This is a genomic window from Synechococcus sp. O70.1, assembly GCF_047462215.1.
Classification (GTDB): Bacteria; Cyanobacteriota; Cyanobacteriia; order Thermostichales; family Thermostichaceae; genus Thermostichus.
Genome location: NZ_JANSIT010000017.1, coordinates 17,833 through 34,561, shown reverse-complemented (window position 1 = coordinate 34,561; position 16,729 = coordinate 17,833). Strand labels below are relative to the sequence as shown.

Here is a 16,729-nt window from a genome sequence, read left to right as displayed (position 1 = left end):
CTCGGCTTTTTCTTTCTTAGCCCTTTGTGGATGTTTCCACTCAGCTTAGCCCCGGGGGATCCCTTGTTACCCTCGTCAAGCTTCCGCCAGGAAAGCTGGATCCGGTTCTGGTGCGCCAAGAGCTGGGCACGGTTCTCGCCGAGAAACCAAGACATCTCTTGCTGGATCTAAGTCAGGTTCCGCTGATCGACAGTAGGGGGGTGTCGGCTTTGGTGTGGGCAAGACGCCTCTGTTCCGCTGCCGGCTGTCCTCTCAAGCTCTGCAGCCTGGGAGAACAAGCGAAGCTGGTTCTCAAGGTTACCCACCTAGATTCCCTCTTCGAGATCTATCCCTCGGTGGAAGCGGCCCTCAAGGAGGTCTCCGAGTCTTGAGGGGGACGACTCTCCTCAGGGAGCAGTCTCCTGGCTCTCAACAGCCTGAGGCTGGTTTCTTTGGGCAGAGAGCTCGGCCTCTTGCCGGATCTGCTCCCGCAGCTTGGGTGGGGCCAGGCGGGCTGCTTGCTCAAATAGCTCCGGGGCTTTTGCCCGTAGGTTTTCATCGGTGGCGGAGCTAAGGGCTATTGCTTTGCCCAACACGGGCGCAAAGTCGCTGGGATCCGCCGCAATCATCTCGTCGTAGAGGGCGACAGCCTTTTCCGTCTGGTTATTGCGGACGTAGATAAAGGCCAAGCGCAGACGGACATCGTTATCTTCCGGGACTTCCTTCAGATAGTTCTCCAGTAGTTCAATGGCTTGAGAAGGGCGGCCCAGCGCTAGTTGAACGTCGGCCAGCTCCTGCAGGACTTGGCTATCTTTGGGATCCTTCTCGTGAAGGATCTGGAGCTGCTCTAATGCCCCTTCCAGATCCCCTGTATCTTGCTGAATCTGGGCCAAAAAAGCTCGCAGTTGCCGATTTTCCGGCTCCAGTTCCACCAGCTTCTTCAGCGGCTCGATGGCCCCTTGCGGCTCGTTGAGCTGCAGTTGCGTGTCGATCAACCCCCGCAGGGCGATGGGGTTATCCGGCTCCCGCTCCAGCACGACGCGATAGCCGTCTGCCTGGGCCCGCAGTTGCTCGGTTACCAGGCTGGCCTCTGGAGATTCGGAAGGCCCGAGGGCCTGGAATAGCGGGCCAAAGGAGAAGCCCAAGAAAGTTACCGTGCCCACCACCAGCAGCAAAATGTTGAGGAGCTTGCGGGCTGGGGATTCTTGGGGTTTGGACTGAGGCATAAAGGGCTCGCGCAGAAGACTCCTCTGTACTCTATCATCGGCGCCGGGGCAGGCTGCGGGGTGAGGTTACCCAATACCCAAAACTTTTGAAAACAGCATCCAAGGGGAGGGCAATGCCGTACTGAATTTAGGTAGTGCTGAATCTTTTTGCCACCCCTCACTCCCTCTTAACCATGCGGATCACCTGTTACCCCGACAACCTCACCTTGGAAGCCAATCCCCTGCTCACGGTTCTGGAAAATCTGCTCAAGGCGGGGGTGCGCCATGTCCATGCCTGTGGGGGCAATGCCGCCTGCTCCACCTGTCGCATTCTGATTTTGGAAGGCAGCCAAAACTGCCGCAGCATGACCCCTGCCGAGAAGAAGTTAGCTCAACGGCTAGACCTTCCTGTACATATTCGTCTGGCCTGTCAAACCCGCATCACTGGAGATGTCACCCTGCAGCGGCTGGTGATCGATAAAGCAGATGTGGAAGTAGCTCAACATCAATTGCAGGCCCATTCGGTCGGCAGCCAAGTCACCGCCGCCATTCTCAGCGCTTCGCTGCGGGGGACAGCCAACTTCGACGAGGAGAACTTTCCCTACGATGTTGTCTACACCTTGGGTCGCTACTTCACCCAGATGGGAGCATTGGTGCAGCAATATGGGGGAGTACTGGCCAACCAGAGCGGGCTGAGAAGTCTGGCTTTGTTTGGTCTCAAACAACCCGAGCTGGCCATACAGCAGGCGCTGCAGGCGGGGTTGGCGCTTGGACAGTCGGTGGCGGAGTTGAATAGGTCTCTGCGGCAACTCTCCTACCCCCAGGTTAAGCTCACCCTCGGGATCCACCACGGCCCGGTTCTTCTGCTCCCCATTGATCCCCAAGATCCGCAGCGGCTGTCCGCCTTCGGGAAGTCGGTTCAGTTTGCCACCTGGCTGGAGTCGGTTGAGGATGTTTCGCAAGGGGGGGGACAGACTGAGGAACAGAGCTTTCGGTTGCTCATCTCGGCAGCCGTGTATCGAGCAGTGGAAGGGCAACTCCTGCAGGTGGAGCCTCTTTCGGTGAAACCTTTTCCCAACGCCAAACCCATCCGAGTTTACAGGGTGCACCCTGACCAAGTTAGCTTGCCGGCTGGCGAGGAGGAAGCTCCAGAAGCAGCCAAGCCCGAACCGATTGGATGGCTGGAAGCGCTCCGGGAATGGCTACAGGCTTGGTCTCGTTTTTGAGGGATCCCTTCAGGCAAAAACGCCATCCCTTTGCTGCACCTGGGCCTGCAGGTAAGGGATCCCCACGCGGTGGCAGTAGTCGCCAAAGCGCTCTTGGGGCTGGCGCTCCTGCTTGTAGATCTGCAGGAGAATCCGCATCAGGGGCACAATTTGGCTAACATGCACCCGATCCTGAAACGGCTGGGCCAAGCGATCCCCTCGCGGGCTAGCCCCCAGCCAGATTTGGTAGTAGCCATCGGGGGCTGATCCCACCAATCCCAGCTCCGCCAAGTAAGGGCGGGCACAGCCGTTGGGGCAGCCGGTCATGCGCACCAAAAAGGGCGAGTCCTGTAGCCCCAGCTCCTGCACCACCTGATCCAACTGGCGAATCAAGCTGGGCAGGGCCCGCTCCGACTCGGTGATGGCTAGGCCACAGGTGGGGAGCGCCGGACAGGCCATGGACAGCCTCACCAGCTCTGGGATCTCCTCCTTGGAGGGGACTCCGTGGGACTTGAGGATCTGGTTAATGGCCTCTCGCTGGTGCTCCTCGATGTCGATGAGGATCACGTCCTGCGTGGGGGTAAGCCGCAGGTGGAGAGCAAATTCCTCCACAATCTTGCGCAGTGCCGTTTTGAGCTGCCGCTCCGGCGTATCTTGGATGCGGCCATTTTCAATAGAGATGCCCAAAAACCAACGGCCATCCCCCTGCTCGTGCCAGCCCAGGTAGTCGTCGCTGTTGGGGACAAACTTAGGCATGCGCCGAAAGGGCAATAGCTTCTCCCCCAGGTACTGCTCGACCACGCGGCGAAACTTGTGGATCCCCCAGTCGCGCACAAGATACTTCAGCCGCGCCTGCTTGCGGTCGTAGCGGTTGCCGTGATCCCGCTGCACGGCCAAGACCGCCTGGCAAACCCGATACACCGTCTCCGGCGGGGCAAAGCAGAGTTTCTGGGCCAAAAGGGGCTCCGTCTCTTCCTTGCCATGGGTGCGCCCCATCCCTCCGCCCACCACGATGTTGAAGCCCTTGAGGTTGCCCTTGCGGTCGGTGAGCACAATTAGGCCCAGATCCTGGGCGTAGATATCGACCGTGTTCTCTCCAGCCACGGTGATGGCGGTCTTGAACTTGCGAGGCAAGTAGACTGGGCCATACAGAGGCTCCGGCCCTTCCAGCCTTACCCCATTGCCGACAAACTGCTCGGCTTCCCGGACTTCCGGATCCACCGGCGGGATGGGAACTGGCTCCCCATCTACCCAGATCTCATAGTAGGCAGAGGTCTTCGGCGCCAGGAGATCTGCCAGTTTGCGCGCATACTCCTGGGCATAGCGGTAGGCAGGCCGGTTCTTGTAGGGGGCAGCCGGCGCCGTGATGTTGCGGTTGACATCTCCACAGGCAGCCAGGGTGGATCCCATCTGCCGAATAATGCTGGCCACTGTGGCCTTGAGATTTTTCTTCAGGATCCCGTGTAATTGCAAGGTTTGTCGGGTGGTGGCGCGCAAGGTGCCGTTGCCGTACTCATCGGCCAGCCGATCCAGGGTCAAATAGAGCTGTGGCGGCACATGCCCCCCCGGAATGCGGGTGCGCAGCATCATCTGGTAGGCCCGCTCCAGTCCCTCCTGCTTTCGCTGCTGCCGCAGATCCCGGTCGTCCTGCTGGTAGACACCGTGGAACTTGAGCACCTGCACCGCCGCTTCGCTGAAGTGGGTGGTGTCTTGGGCCAACTCCTGCTGCAAGGGATCCCGCAGAAAGTTGCTTTCAGCCTTGATGTGCTCTACTTTGGAGCGCTTGGCTTCGGAGGTGGCAGAGGAGGTCATCTAATTCCCCAGTAATCCGGTCGGAATACCTGTGAAACAGGGTATCACCTCTTGCCAGCAACGTCCAGTTTGGCTTCTTTACAGCCTGCTGTAGCGCTTACAGCCGGCCTCAAAGCTCTAGCCGGCCAGCCCCAAGCGGGCGCTGTAGTCTGCCGCCGACCAGAGTTTCCAGGCAGAGTTGCCCTGCAGCTCCAAGACAAGGTCGTGGTAGGCCAGGAGGGTGGGGCGGTGGCCGACACTGACGTAGGTGGTGTTGAGGCGTTGCAGTTGCAGGTAGAGCAGTTTTTCGTTGGCCACATCCAGGGCGCTGGTGGCCTCGTCCAAAATGGCGTAGCGGGGCCGTGTAATTAAGATGCGGGCAAAGGCCAGGCGCTGCTGTTCGCCCAAAGAGAGGGTGCTGGCCCAGTCTTTCTCCACGTCGAAGCCGCCCACCCGCTCCGGCAAGTCAGCGAGGTTAACTTGGGCCAAGATCTGCAGGAGCTCCTCGTCGGTCAGATCCCGGCGACGGCCTGGATAGAGGAGTTGATCCCGCAGGGATCCCAGGAGCATGTAGGGCTTCTGGGGCAGGAAGAGCATCTCGCCGGGGTCGGGACGGGCGATGGACCCCTGGCCGTTGCTCCACAGGCCAGCAATGGCTCGCAGCAGGGAGCTCTTGCCGCTGCCGCTGACCCCTACAATCAATAGCCGTTGGCCTGCCTCCAAACTTAGGGACAGATCCCGAACCAAGATTCGTTCCGAATTGGGCGTAAGCAAAGTAACATGCTGCAGCGCCAGGTGGGGGGCAATGCGGGTTTGGATGGCGCTTTCTCGAGGACGCAGCTGGCGCAGGGCCGGATCCTCCAAAGCTTCGTAAAAGGATCCCAGGCGGTTGATCCCGGCGGCAAAGCTGGAGATGCTTTGGATCTGGTTGGCCACAATCGAAAGGGCGCTCAGCACCTGGCTAAAGGCAATGGTGGCCTGGGTGATGGTGCCAAAATCCCGCACGCCGCTGAAGTAGAGGGGAGCCACAATCACATAGGGAACGATGCGGGTAAAGTAGTTATAGGCGTACTGAAAGATATCGATAATTGCTTGCCAAATGATCAACAAATTAAAGTTGCGCAAGACAGCAGCAAAGCGATTCAGGATCTGTCTTAGCTCTAGGTTTTCGCCCTGGTAAAAGGCAATGGACTCGGCGTTGTCTCGCACGTGCACTAGGCTGTAGCGAAAGTCGGCCTCGTAGCGCAGTTGATCGAAGTTAATTTTAATCAGCCTGCGACCGGCCAAAACGGCAATGCCAGTGCCGATGGTAGCATAGATAACCAATCCTATCGCCAGCACGCGGGAAATGCTGTAGAGAATGCCGGTGAAGGCGTAGAGAGTGAGGATTGAGTCGAGAATATCCAACAAAAAAGAAAGGGTGGTGCCAGTGAAGGAGCGAACGTCTTCTGAAATGCGCTGGTCAGGGTTATCGATTTCGGTGTTGGCAGCGTTGGAATCCAGCTCGTAGTAGGCCCGCCGGTCAAAGTAGCGATCCAGGAAGTAGTCGGTTAGCCATTCCCGCCAAAACAGGCCCAGCTTTAGCCGCGTATAGCGGTAGATCACCAAAATGGGAATGGCTGAGATGATCAACACCCCGTAGATGATCAAAAACTGCCAGAAGGTGCTCTCTTCCTTTTGCTGCAGGGCAGTGTCGATAAAACGAAAGATAAAGCTAATCATTACATTTAGCCGGTTTACTGTTAGGGACAGAAACAGCAAAAAGGTAAGGAGCACCCATTGCAACCAGCGCCGATGGATCTGCCTCCATACCACCCCAAACGCCAGGCTGCTTAGGGCCAAGCTGGCTGCTGCCACCCATAGCACTGGCGAGGCTAGGTTTCTCTCTGTTTGCTCGACCAAGCCTGCTGCTAGGGTTCGGAAGAACTCTGGAAAAAGGGCCTTTCCAACCAGGGTTACCCCAATCTCGACAAAGAACATGAGGGCAACCACAAACACCATGGATGCTGCTAGCAGGCCAAAGAAAATCCAGCCTCCATAGCGCACCCTCGGGTAAAAATATGGCTGAGCTACGGTGATAAAGCGGTCCCAAAGTTTGCGGTCGAAGTTAAACTGATAGGTTTGGGAGTCCATGTTGGCAGCCGTCGGCAAGAGCGTGGGAGCCTTACAACATCTTCCAGGCTAGCAGGCCAGGGATCTCCATCTCTGTTCAGCAGGAGCAACTTCTCTAGCTGGCAAGTCCGACTGGCTAGGCGGGATCCCCTTGCAGCCGCTTTTGCCATGCCGCGTGAGCCGCTAGCCACACCGTCTGCACCGGCACGCGGAACTCTTGGGCGCGGGCCACACAGTCGCGAAACTCCGGCTGGGCGTTGACAATGCGGCCGTGGTGGCAGGCCACCTTGACGTCCACCAGGCCGTAGGGAGTTTCCACCCGCTCGATCCGCCGCTCCAGGACGGTGCGCTGCTGCAGAGAGTGGCGAATGCCCAGGGTGGTGGTTTCCCGGAAGAGGAGATCCTGGCACTCCAGCACGCGATCCGGCGGGCAGATTACCGTCAGTAATACCCCTGGTCGTCCCTGCTTCATGGTGATGGGCTGGGTAAACACGTCCCAGGCACCGAGGGCCAGCAACTGCTCACAGGTGTAGGCAATCACTTGAGGGTTGAGATCGTCAATCTGGGTTTGTAAGACCGAGACAATCTCGGTCGGCTCATGCCCCTGCGATTGACCAATCCAAAGGCGAAAGATGTTGGGAATGGGCAGCTCACGGCTGCCAGCCCCCCGCCCCACTTTTTCCAGCCGCAGCGGTGGACAAGGCCCAAACTCTTCTGCCAGCGCCACTGCCAAGGCTGCCCCGGTGGGGGTAACCAGCTCGGCTTCCACGCCGTTGCTGAACACTGGCACACGCCCCATTTCCCACAGCTCAATCACCGCCGGCACGGGCACCGCTAGCTGGCCGTGTTCGGTGCTGACCCAGCCGCCGCCAATGGGGTGGGGAGAAGAGATCACCTGCTCCACCTGCAGCCAGTCGAGGCCAACACAGGTGCCGACGATATCCACCAGGGCATCGACAGCCCCCACCTCGTGGAAATGCACTTTTTCCAGGGGAACCTGATGAACTTTTGCCTCCGCCTGGGCCAGCTTCTCGAAAACCTTGAGGCTGCGGACCTTGACCGCAGGGGCCAAGTGGGATCCGGCAATCAAAGCCTGGATCTCCAACCAGGAACGGGGGGGCGGGGATCCGTCCAGCACCTCCACCACCGCCTGCAGGGCAGGCTGCCCACAGCGCTGCACGCGACTCACCTGCAGGTTGTATTCCCCCCCGATGCCCAAGGCCTGGAGCTGCTGGTTGAGATACTCCAGGGGCACCCCGCAATCCAGCAGCGCCCCCAGGCACATGTCGCCGGCAATGCCCGCTGCGCAGTCAAAGTAAGCTACTTTCATACCAAAGCATGTTGACATACTCCCCTCGCCTAAAGGCGAGAGATTCTTGACGCTTCACAAACTGCTGCTGGCTAGCCAGTCTTACGCAGTCTCCACGTCCGTTTTAGAGTCGGGCGATGCCCCATCCCGACTTGCTTTAGGTTGTTGGCAGCGTTGACGTCCCTGTCATGCACTGCCCCGCAACCGTCGCAGACTACCACACGGGTAGCCAAATCCAACTTGCCCCAGTGCCAGCCACAAGCCGAACAGTACTGGCTTGTAGCCTCCCACCGGTCGATTAGGCGCACTTCCCTCTGGTACTTCTCACCTTTGCCCTCACAGAGAGCCCGAAAGGTATGCCACCCCTGCTGACTAATCGCCTTGGACAACCGACGGTTTTTCAACATCCCGCTAACGTTGAGGTCTTCCAAGCACACGACTTGGTTTTCGACCGTGAGCTGGGTTGACAACTTGTGCAGGAAGTCGAGCCGCATGTCGGCAATGCGGTTGTGCAGCTTGGCAATCCTCAGCCGGGTTCGCTCCCACCGATGGGATCCCTTCACCCGCCTGGCAAGCTGCTTTTGCAGCTGGGCAATACGGTTGTACAGAGGCCTATAGTTGGGACTGGGGAACTTGGCCCCATCGCTTGTGGCGGCGAAGGTCTTAATCCCCAAATCCACTCCAATACTGGGTGAGCGAGCAGGGATGCTAACAGGTTCCGTCTCCACCACAAAGCTGACAAAGTAACGCTCGGCAGTGTCTTTAATTACAGTGACGGAACTAGGGGTACTCGGCAAAGGTCGGCTCCAAATAGGCTTAATGGCTCCCACCTTGGCCAAGTAAACCCGCTTACCGTTGATAGAAAAAGCTCCCCTAGTTAGCGTTGCTGACTGCTTGGCTGCTTTCTTTTTGAGCTGCGGCGCACCTCCTTGCTTGGTAAAGAAACGCTTGTAGGCTTTGTCCAAATGTCTGAGAGATTGCTGTAAAGCAACACTTGAAACTTCGCCCAACCATGAAGTCGATTGCTTGAGCTCGGTTAGGCGCTTGGCCAAAGCGTTGTACCCTGGATACTTCCCAACGGCTTGGCAGTGGGCTAAGGCTTCATTCCAGACGTACCTGACACAGCCAAACAACTTGGCAAGCTTCTGCCGCTGTTGGTCTGTGGGGTAGAACCTATACCTGTATCGAGCTTTCATGGGCTAGAGTCAAGTTGGTATGTCCAAGATAGCACATGAAATTAAGGAGAGACCGCAACAGTGTTTCTAGCCTGCAGGCCCATTTGGTGTTTGTCACAAATCCAGGCGAAAGATACTCACTCAAGAGAGTTTGAACTTGATTGCGGAGGCGTTTAAGAGTGTTGCCCGAAAGATGGACTTTGAGGTCTTAGAGTTTAACGGCGAGGCAGACTACGTCCGCCTTCTAATTGCCTACCCGCCCAAGTGGTCTATCTCTCAAATGGTGAATGCACTGAAGGAGGTTTCGAGTCGCAAGTGCGGGCAAGCTAAACTACTTAAACCTTATGGCAAGAATGCCTTGTGGAGTCCCAGCTACTTGGCTTCTAGTGTTGGGGGGGCTCCTCTGCAACTCTTAGTGGCCTACATCCAAAACCAAGAAAAGCTGCCCTAAAGGGCAGGGTTTTAGACCTAGATTTTCTGATAAGAACTTGCGGAAGGAGTTGAGCGCTTTGAAGCGTCCTGAGGCAGCAAAAGCAAAGGGGGGATCCCAGCTGCGGATCCCCCTGGGGATCCTGCTGGCGGCGACGCTGCTGCTGTGGGGTCTGTGGGGATCGGCGGCGAACGGCCAGACTCGCCTCAACTTCAACAACGCCGATCTGCGAGGGCAGGATCTGTCGCGTCAGGATTGGCGAGGCAGCAGCTTTGTCAGCGCCAACCTGCAGGGTGCCGACCTGCACGGGGCTAACCTCACCGGCGTGGTCTTCACCAAGGCCAATCTGGCGGGGGCCAACCTGGCTGGGGCGGATCTGAGCAACAGCCTGCTGGATCTGGCCAACCTAGCGGGTGCCGACCTCCGAGGAGCCAACCTCAGGGGAGCAATCGCCGCGCGGGCCGTTTGGGAAGGGGCTCAGATTGCCGGCGCCGACTTCAGCGAGGCCTATGTGGATCGGGCAGCCCTGCGCCAGTTGTGCCAGCGGGCAGAGGGATCCCATCCCGTAACCGGAGTTTCCACTCGCGCAAGTCTCGGCTGTCCTTGAAAGCTGGCAAAGGTGAAGAAAACAGGATCCCTAGAACCGGCCGCTCGGATCGACCTCTAGATTGGGTGAGGTGTTGATGGTGCCCCAACCATGAGCAAGCCCAGCTTTGCGGTGATTGGCCTGGGAGTGATGGGGGAAAACCTGGCCCTCAACGTCGAACGCAACGGCTTTCCAGTTGTCGTCTACAACCGCACCCGCTCCAAAACCGAGCAGTTCATCCAAGGGCGAGCCCAGGGCAAACAGATTACCCCCGCCTACAGCCTGCCGGAGTTGGTGCAACAAATGGAGCGGCCCCGCAGAATCTTGATCATGGTCAAGGCAGGCCCAGCGGTGGATGCCCTCATCGACGAGCTCAAACCGCTGCTGGAGCCGGGCGACATCCTCATCGATGGCGGCAACTCTCTCTACAGCGACACCGACCGGCGCGCCGCGGCCCTGGAGCCTACTGGGATCCACTTTGTCGGCATGGGGGTGAGCGGCGGGGAAGAAGGCGCCCTCAACGGCCCCAGCCTCATGCCTGGCGGCAGTCTGGAAGCCTACCACTTACTGGAGCCCATCCTCACCAAAATTGCCGCCCAAGGGCCGGACGGCCCCTGTGTCACCTACCTGGGGCCCAAAGGGGGCGGGCACTACGTGAAGATGGTGCACAACGGCATCGAATACGGCGACATGCAACTCATTGCCGAGGTCTACGACCTCATGCGCAGGGGGCTGAAGCTTTCGGCACCCCAGATGCAGGAGATCTTCCAAGCCTGGAACGAGACGGAGCTGGAGTCGTTTCTGATTGAGATTACCGCCAAGATCTTGGGGACGCTGGATGCGGAGACGGGCAGGCCGCTGGTGGACCTAATTTTGGACAAGGCAGGCCAGAAGGGCACGGGCCTGTGGACGGTCAAGGACGCCCTGGATTTGGGGGTGCCAGTGCCCACCATCGAGGCGGCAGTGCAGGCCCGCATTCTCTCGTCGATGAAGGAAGAGCGGGTGTCTGCCTCCCAGCAGTTGCAAGGGCCAGGAACCACCTTTGAAGGGGATCCCGAGCGCTTCCTTCAGGATCTGCGCGCCGCTCTCTATTGTTCCAAGATCTGCTCCTATGCCCAGGGGATGGCGCTGCTCCGGCAAGCCACTGTTGCCCACGGCTACATCTACACCTTTAGCGAGATCCCTCGCATCTGGAAGGGGGGCTGCATTATCCGCGCCCGCCTCCTGGGCAAAATCCAGGCAGCCTACCAGCGGGATCCGGAGCTGGTCAACCTGCTTCTGGATGAGGAGTTCAAGCAGGCCATCCAGGAAAGGCAGGGATCCTGGCGGCGGGTGGTGGCCACCGCAGCAGCTTTGGGGATCCCGATCCCGGCCATCAGCGCCTCCCTGGCCTACTACGACAGCTACCGCACTGCCGAGCTGCCCCAAAACCTCACCCAGGCCCAGCGGGATTTCTTCGGCGCCCATACCTTTGAACGCATCGACAGGCCGGGGGTTTTCCACCACACCTGGACCGCCTAGAGGGAAGCCCCACCCAGACCCAGGGGTGTCTGCTTAACCGTAAAGCCCCACACTTCCGTATGGAAAGGATCTCCTTCTTGGGGGAAATCCTTGCGGAAGTGGGCTCCGCGGCTTTCCTCTCGCAACAGAGCCCCTTGCGCCACCAGGCGGGCAAGCAGCAACAAACTCCCGGCCTCGACCTCTTCCCGGCTGGCCCAGGGCTTCTCCTCCAGGGGTAGGGCCTCTGCAAAAGCCAGAAAAGTCCGCAACTGCTCTCCCTCCCGCACCACGCCCAGGGCTTCTCCCACCTGCTGCCTGAGCTTGGGAAGCAGAGAGGGCGGCGCCGTCAGCACTGGTAGAGCCTGCACCTGCCGCGGTGGATCCTGGAGGTCCCGTAGGGCGACTAGGGCAGCCCGCTTGCCCATGACCAGCCCCTCCAGAAGGCTGTTGGAAGCCAAACGGTTTGCCCCGTGCAGGCCCGTAGAAGCCACTTCCCCCGCTGCGTAGAGGCCCGGCAGGCCCGTGCAGCCAAAGGCATCCGTTCGCACGCCGCCCATGACGTAGTGGGCAGCGGGAGCAACCGGCAGGGGCTCTCTTTTGGGATCCAGCCCCAAAGCGCGGGCAGAGGCAACAACGGTAGGAAAGCGCTCTTCCAGATGGGGCACAGCTTGGAGGTCCAGGTAAACTCCCCCCGTCCGCTGCTGCTCCCAGAACACTGCCTGGGCCACCACATCCCGCGGCGCTAGATCCCCCAGCTCCGCATAGCGAGGCATAAAGCGCTCCCTCCAGGCGTTGAGCAGCACGGCCCCTGCCCCTCGGGCGGCTTCACTGACCAGGGCTCCATTGGGCAAAACGGTGGGGTGAAACTGCACAAACTCGAGATCCCTGAGAATGGCCCCTGCTCGCCAGGCCAGGGCCATGCCATCGCCAGTAGCTCCCGGCGGAGCTGTGGAGAGGGGGAAGAGGCTGCCAAACCCGCCTGTAGCCAGGAGAACCGCCCCCGCCCTTACCTGAAGAAAGCCCTCCGGACCGAGGAGCAGGGCTCCTCCCACTCTCTCCCCTGCCATCAAAAGGCTGAGGGCTGTGTAGCCCTCCAAAGGCGGCTTGCTCAGGCGAGCCAGCAGGCCTCTGAGAAGCCATAGCCCACTTCGATCCCCTCCCAGATGGCGTACCCGCGCCCGCGAATGGCCCCCTTCCCGCACTGGCTCAGGGTGGAAGGGCAGATCCCAGGACAAAAGCTTCTCCAGATGAAAGGGCGCTTCCCACAGAATGGAGCGGGCCACTTCGGCCTCCACCAGGCCCCGGCCTGCCTGCAGGGTGTCCTGGAGGTGGGCCTCCACATCCGCCGCATCCAGCGGAAAAGCCACCCCCCCCTGCGCCCAAGGAGTGGATCCCGAGGGGAGGGGATCCTTGCTCACCACCAGGGCTCTGGCCCCCTCCGCTTCCGCCCACAGGGCTGCATAGACCCCTGCCACCCCTGCTCCCAGGATCAGGAGGTCTGTTTCCGCCGGGAAAGCCGTGGACACCACTGGACAAAACCGCCCCTCGACCGGGGCGCCCCCCTTCTAGGCTCCCGCCGGCACCGACAGCATGGCCAGGAGGGACTTGCGGGCTTTTTCGGCCACCGCCTCTGGCACTTGGATTACGTGGCGCATCTCCAGCAGGGAGCGATAGATCTTTTCCAGAGTAATTTTTTTCATGTACTCGCAGACGGCGTCTGCTTTGACAGGGATAAACCTCTTGTTGGGGGCCTCTTTTTGCAGCCGGTGGAGAATGCCCACTTCGGTGGCGACCACAAACTCGCGGCTGGCCGAAGTTTTGGCATAACGCACCATCCCCTCGGTAGAAAGGAGCTTGGCGTCCGGCTTGAGAAATAGACAACTGGAGCCACAACTGCACTCGGGGTGGATGAGGAACTCCGCCTCCGGGTGCCTCTCTGCCATTGCCTTGAGGTGCTCCTCCCGGATGCCGACATGGACGTGGCACTCGCCGGGGAATAGATCCAGCTCCCTCCCCGTTGCCTGGGCTACATAGGCCCCCAGGAACATATCCGGCACAAAAAAGATGGGGCGATCCGGCGGCAGGCTAGCCACCACTTGAACCGCGTTGGCGCTGGTTACGCAGACATCGGCCAAGGCTTTAATCTCGGCAGCGGTGTTGACGTAGGCAACCACCAGGCCTTCTGGGTTGGCCTCTTTCCAGTGCTGCACATCCTCCGGGCGGATGCTGTCAGCTAGGGAGCAGCCAGCCTCCAGATCCGGCAGCAGCACCGTCTTTTCCGGGTTGAGGATGGCTGCCGTTTCGGCCATGAAGTGGACGCCCGCAAAGACGATGACCTGGGCGTTCGTCTTCTGCGCCTCACGGGCCAGGCCCAGCGAGTCTCCCACAAAGTCCGCCACCTCTTGCACCTCAGGGAGTTGGTAGGAGTGGGCTAAGATAACCGCCTGCCTTTCTCGCTTGAGCCGAGCAATTTCCTGCACAAGGGCTGCTTCTGTCATCCTATCTAGGCCGGCCATCGAGTACAGATCCTGCCTTTGCCAGGCTGCCTGCCAAAAAATCCGAGACAAGGCGTTCCCAGCAGCCGGGCTTGGGCTATTTGCCTAGCCTAGCATTAGAAACAGCCCCCGCTCAGACCTCAAGGCCGCACACCAGCAAGGAGAGATCCAAGGCCTTGGCTGAGTGAGTCAGGGCCCCCACACTGACGTAATCCACGCCTGCCTCAGCCGCTTGCCGGGCGCGCTCTAGGTTCATGTTGCCGCTGACCTCTAGGGGAACTTTCCCCCCTACCCGTTGAACGGCAGCCCGGATCTGCTCCAAGGGGAAGTTATCGAGGAGGATCAGATCGGCGCCTGCTGCCAAAGCCTCCTCCAGCTCTTGGAGGTTGCGCACCTCAACCTCGACCTTGAGGTGGTGGGGGGCACCTGCTTTGGACCGCTGGATGGCTGCCGAGATGCCGCCTGCGCCGCGGATGTGGTTTTCCTTGATCAAGATGCCGTCGAAGAGGCCAAAGCGGTGGTTTTTGCCGCCCCCGACTCGAACGGCGTATTTCTCCAGGGCGCGCAAGCCAGGGGTGGTCTTGCGGGTGTCCAAAAGCTGGGCTGAGGTTCCCCGCAGCGCCTCTACGTAGGTGCGGGTGAGGGTGGCAATGCCGGAAAGCCTTTGGAGAAGGTTCAGCGCCAGCCTTTCTGCTGCCAGAATGCCCCGCAGGGATCCCTTGAGCTGGACTACCTCCTGGCCAGCAGCCACAGAGGCCCCTTCCTCTACCTTGGGGGCGAACTGCACTTGGGGATCCACTAGCCGGAAAACCCGCTTGGCAATCTCCAAACCCGCTAGGATCCCTGGCTCCTTTGCCAGGATCACTGCCTCGCCCTCCACGCCAGGGGGCAGGGTCAGCTCACTGGTGAGATCGCCGTGGCCGAGATCTTCCCATAGCCAGGCGCACAGGGTCTCCTCTGGGATGTAGAATGCTTGCATCATCTTCTGCAGAAGTGAGTTGCTTATTTGCTTATGGCCTCGGCTGGATCCCCTAAGTCCAATAGTGGCACTTTCAGCCGTCGTCGGTTGCTCAAAGCAGGAGCTGCCGCGCTGGGAGGCAGTTTGCTGGCCGCAGCAGGTGCTCAAGCGCAGCGGCGAACTTCCCCCACCCTCATCGTGGCGCAGAGATCCAAGCTCGACCGAGTTTCCTATGCTACCAACTGGTATGCCCAAGCGGAGCATGGCGGCTTCTATCAGGCGGTGGCCACAGGCATTTACCGCGAGTACGGGCTAGACGTCACCATCAAGATGGGCAGCCCCCAGGTCAACATTACCCAGATTTTGGCCGGTGGAGCTGCTGACTTTGCCATGGGGGGAAGCGCGGGAGTCATCAACGCTGTGCGGGAGGGGATCCCGCTCATCTGCGTGGCGGCTATTTTCCAAAAAGACCCGCAGGTTCTCCTGGCCCATCCCGGCACCAAGCGCCTGGAGGAGCTCAAGGGCCGACCCATTTTCGTGTCCAAGGGGGCCTTTACCACCTACTGGCCCTTCCTGAAAGCCAAGTACGGCTTTACTGACGACCAAACCCGCCCCTACAACTTCAACCCTGGCCCCTTCTTGGCCGATCCCAGCTCTGCCCAGCAGGGGTACCTCACCTCTGAGCCTTTTGCCATCGAAAAACAAGGAGGGTTTAAGCCAGTCGTTTTTCTCCTGGCCGACTACGGCTACAACCCCTATGCCACCACCATCGAGACGCGGCGCCAACTGGTGGCAACCAAACCTGACTTGGTGCAGCGATTTGTCGATGCCTCCATCAAGGGCTGGTACAGCTTTCTAGAGGATCCTCGCCCCGCCTATCGCCTCATCAAGCGGGCTAACCCAGAGATGACCGATGAGCAGTTGGCCTACAGCTTTGAGAAGTTGAAGGAGTACGGCATCATTTTGTCTGGCGACGCCCTGGAAAAGGGCATTGGCGCCATGACCCACGAACGTTGGCAAAGCTTCTTTGAGACCATGACTGTAGCAGGCGTCTTTGAGCCAACTATCAACTACCGAGCTGCCTACACCCTGGACTTTGTCAACAAAGGTCCTGATTACTACAAGAAGAGCTAGGCCTATGCCCTGCAGCGGCCTGGCAAGCCCCCTAGGGACAGACAGCAATTGCTTTCCAGCCTTGCCCCCATCTGGTCTAGCTAAAATCCGCAGGAACCCTCGTGCGCAGTTTGGCTTGTTGAGCAACTTGGCTTAGCGAGCACGCAGAGGGAGGGAACGGTCTTGCTTGTGCCAGTCGATGGTTGTGAGCAGTTTGAGTTGACAATAAGCAACTCCCCGAGCGGAGGGTGAGCGGGTTTGGGAAAGCGGCAAGACGGCTTCCACGACCTCTTTGTCGGTCTGGAACTAGTGCCAGTAAGGCTTTGGGAGGCAGAGCTCTAGAAAAAAGCTAGAGTGAGGGGCTTGAACCCGCCCTCTCTGCATCGCCGTGGGCGCAGGTGGTTTGCCTAAGTGATAATCAGTGATAATCATAACTGGTGACGATTGGAGCATGGAGCAAGTTAGCCGTGAAAGTTGCTTACGTATTCATTACCCCCCGCGGCGGCACCTACAAGCTAGGCCAGATGATCCTGCCGCAGCTTGAGGCGGGAGTCCACGGCGCAGAAGTGGTGGGCATGTTCTTTTTCGACGACAACTGCTTTGTCTTGCGGCAGGGGGATCCCATCGGCGAGCGCCTGGCCCTGATTGCTGAAGCGCAAAACATTTTGCTGATGATGTGCGATATGTGCGCCCTGGAGCGCAGCCTGGCAGAAGGGGAACCCAAGTGGTGCGACGCCCAGGGACGTGGGCGCAAGGAGCCGGGCTACTGCGTTCCTAAAAACGTGGTTAAAGGCGTGCAGGTGGGCTGCTTCCCCGACCTCTACGCGGCCTTGAAAGACAACCCACCTGACCAAGTGATCAGCTTGTAACA

At 59.5% G+C, this 16,729-nt stretch carries 14 protein-coding genes and 1 pseudogene; 7 read left to right on the top strand and 8 right to left on the bottom strand.

The window, feature by feature from the left end; all coding sequences use genetic code 11:
- Window positions 1–26 precede the first annotated feature (26 nt).
- Window positions 27–371 (top strand): STAS domain-containing protein, encoded by a 345-nt coding sequence (locus NW833_RS09620; RefSeq protein ID WP_414412332.1) that lies wholly within the window; start codon window positions 27–29, stop codon window positions 369–371.
- A 15-nt stretch (window positions 372–386) separates the two neighbouring features.
- Here the strand turns inward: NW833_RS09620 and NW833_RS09615 are convergent, their stop codons facing one another.
- Window positions 387–1,205, bottom strand: coding sequence for a tetratricopeptide repeat protein (locus NW833_RS09615; RefSeq protein WP_414401339.1), 819 nt, complete (start codon window positions 1,203–1,205; stop codon window positions 387–389).
- A 173-nt stretch (window positions 1,206–1,378) separates the two neighbouring features.
- On the opposite strand from NW833_RS09615, the gene NW833_RS09610 reads away from it, so the two are divergent.
- A complete protein-coding gene (locus NW833_RS09610; protein ID WP_414412331.1) occupies window positions 1,379–2,410 on the top strand; it encodes a 2Fe-2S iron-sulfur cluster-binding protein in 1,032 nt (343 codons plus the stop codon).
- 9 nt (window positions 2,411–2,419) lie between these two features.
- On the opposite strand, the gene NW833_RS09605 is transcribed toward NW833_RS09610, so the two are convergent.
- From NW833_RS09605 to NW833_RS09590, 4 genes are all read right to left on the bottom strand, one after another.
- Window positions 2,420–4,201: an NADPH-dependent assimilatory sulfite reductase hemoprotein subunit gene (locus NW833_RS09605; RefSeq protein ID WP_414412330.1), complete on the bottom strand. Its 1,782-nt coding sequence runs from the start codon at window positions 4,199–4,201 to the stop codon at window positions 2,420–2,422.
- A gap of 117 nt (window positions 4,202–4,318) precedes the next feature.
- On the bottom strand, window positions 4,319–6,313 hold the full coding sequence (locus NW833_RS09600; protein ID WP_414412329.1) for an ABC transporter ATP-binding protein/permease: 1,995 nt from the start codon (window positions 6,311–6,313) through the stop codon (window positions 4,319–4,321).
- Window positions 6,314–6,428: 115 nt separating this feature from the next.
- Entirely contained in the window at window positions 6,429–7,622 is a 1,194-nt protein-coding gene (gene larC, locus NW833_RS09595) for a nickel pincer cofactor biosynthesis protein LarC (RefSeq protein ID WP_414412328.1), read from the bottom strand.
- Window positions 7,623–7,693: 71 nt separating this feature from the next.
- Window positions 7,694–8,797 carry an RNA-guided endonuclease InsQ/TnpB family protein gene (locus tag NW833_RS09590; protein ID WP_414412327.1) on the bottom strand — a complete coding sequence of 368 codons (1,104 nt, stop codon included), beginning with the start codon at window positions 8,795–8,797 and terminating at the stop codon, window positions 7,694–7,696.
- A gap of 35 nt (window positions 8,798–8,832) precedes the next feature.
- Between NW833_RS09590 and tnpA the strand changes: the two are divergent.
- From tnpA to gndA, 3 genes and pseudogenes are all read left to right on the top strand, one after another.
- Window positions 8,833–9,227: pseudogene (gene tnpA, locus NW833_RS09585) on the top strand (IS200/IS605 family transposase).
- A 58-nt stretch (window positions 9,228–9,285) separates the two neighbouring features.
- Window positions 9,286–9,813 carry a pentapeptide repeat-containing protein gene (locus NW833_RS09580; protein WP_414412326.1) on the top strand — a complete coding sequence of 176 codons (528 nt, stop codon included), beginning with the start codon at window positions 9,286–9,288 and terminating at the stop codon, window positions 9,811–9,813.
- Window positions 9,814–9,903: 90 nt separating this feature from the next.
- Window positions 9,904–11,313: an NADP-dependent phosphogluconate dehydrogenase gene (gene gndA / locus NW833_RS09575; RefSeq protein ID WP_414412325.1), complete on the top strand. Its 1,410-nt coding sequence runs from the start codon at window positions 9,904–9,906 to the stop codon at window positions 11,311–11,313.
- On the opposite strand, the gene NW833_RS09570 is transcribed toward gndA, so the two are convergent.
- The 3 genes from NW833_RS09570 to nadC form a co-directional block, all read right to left on the bottom strand.
- Window positions 11,310–12,821, bottom strand: coding sequence for an L-aspartate oxidase (locus NW833_RS09570; protein ID WP_414412324.1), 1,512 nt, complete (start codon window positions 12,819–12,821; stop codon window positions 11,310–11,312). The genes gndA and NW833_RS09570 overlap by 4 nt on opposite strands.
- Before the next feature lie 36 nt (window positions 12,822–12,857).
- Window positions 12,858–13,790, bottom strand: a complete 933-nt coding sequence (nadA, locus tag NW833_RS09565) for a quinolinate synthase NadA (RefSeq protein WP_414412340.1) — start codon at window positions 13,788–13,790, stop codon at window positions 12,858–12,860.
- Between the two features lie 130 nt (window positions 13,791–13,920).
- Window positions 13,921–14,766: a carboxylating nicotinate-nucleotide diphosphorylase gene (gene nadC / locus NW833_RS09560; RefSeq protein WP_414412323.1), complete on the bottom strand. Its 846-nt coding sequence runs from the start codon at window positions 14,764–14,766 to the stop codon at window positions 13,921–13,923.
- A gap of 33 nt (window positions 14,767–14,799) precedes the next feature.
- Between nadC and NW833_RS09555 the strand changes: the two genes are divergently transcribed.
- Window positions 14,800–15,879: an ABC transporter substrate-binding protein gene (locus NW833_RS09555; RefSeq protein ID WP_414412322.1), complete on the top strand. Its 1,080-nt coding sequence runs from the start codon at window positions 14,800–14,802 to the stop codon at window positions 15,877–15,879.
- Between the two features lie 446 nt (window positions 15,880–16,325).
- On the top strand, window positions 16,326–16,727 hold the full coding sequence (locus NW833_RS09550) for a SaoD/DsrE family protein (RefSeq protein ID WP_414412321.1): 402 nt from the start codon (window positions 16,326–16,328) through the stop codon (window positions 16,725–16,727).
- Window positions 16,728–16,729: the final 2 nt, after the last annotated feature.

What these genes read in the sequence shown, in the direction of transcription:
- NW833_RS09615 (WP_414401339.1), bottom strand. Translation starts at nt 1,205, where the DNA reads ATGCCTCAGTCCAAACCCCAAGAATCCCCAGCCCGCAAGCTCCTCAAC.
- NW833_RS09610 (WP_414412331.1), top strand. Translation starts at nt 1,379, where the DNA reads ATGCGGATCACCTGTTACCCCGACAACCTCACCTTGGAAGCCAATCCC.
- NW833_RS09605 (WP_414412330.1), bottom strand. Translation starts at nt 4,201, where the DNA reads ATGACCTCCTCTGCCACCTCCGAAGCCAAGCGCTCCAAAGTAGAGCAC.
- NW833_RS09600 (WP_414412329.1), bottom strand. Translation starts at nt 6,313, where the DNA reads ATGGACTCCCAAACCTATCAGTTTAACTTCGACCGCAAACTTTGGGAC.
- larC (WP_414412328.1), bottom strand. Translation starts at nt 7,622, where the DNA reads ATGAAAGTAGCTTACTTTGACTGCGCAGCGGGCATTGCCGGCGACATG.
- NW833_RS09590 (WP_414412327.1), bottom strand. Translation starts at nt 8,797, where the DNA reads ATGAAAGCTCGATACAGGTATAGGTTCTACCCCACAGACCAACAGCGG.
- gndA (WP_414412325.1), top strand. Translation starts at nt 9,904, where the DNA reads ATGAGCAAGCCCAGCTTTGCGGTGATTGGCCTGGGAGTGATGGGGGAA.
- nadA (WP_414412340.1), bottom strand. Translation starts at nt 13,790, where the DNA reads ATGACAGAAGCAGCCCTTGTGCAGGAAATTGCTCGGCTCAAGCGAGAA.
- nadC (WP_414412323.1), bottom strand. Translation starts at nt 14,766, where the DNA reads ATGCAAGCATTCTACATCCCAGAGGAGACCCTGTGCGCCTGGCTATGG.
- NW833_RS09555 (WP_414412322.1), top strand. Translation starts at nt 14,800, where the DNA reads ATGGCCTCGGCTGGATCCCCTAAGTCCAATAGTGGCACTTTCAGCCGT.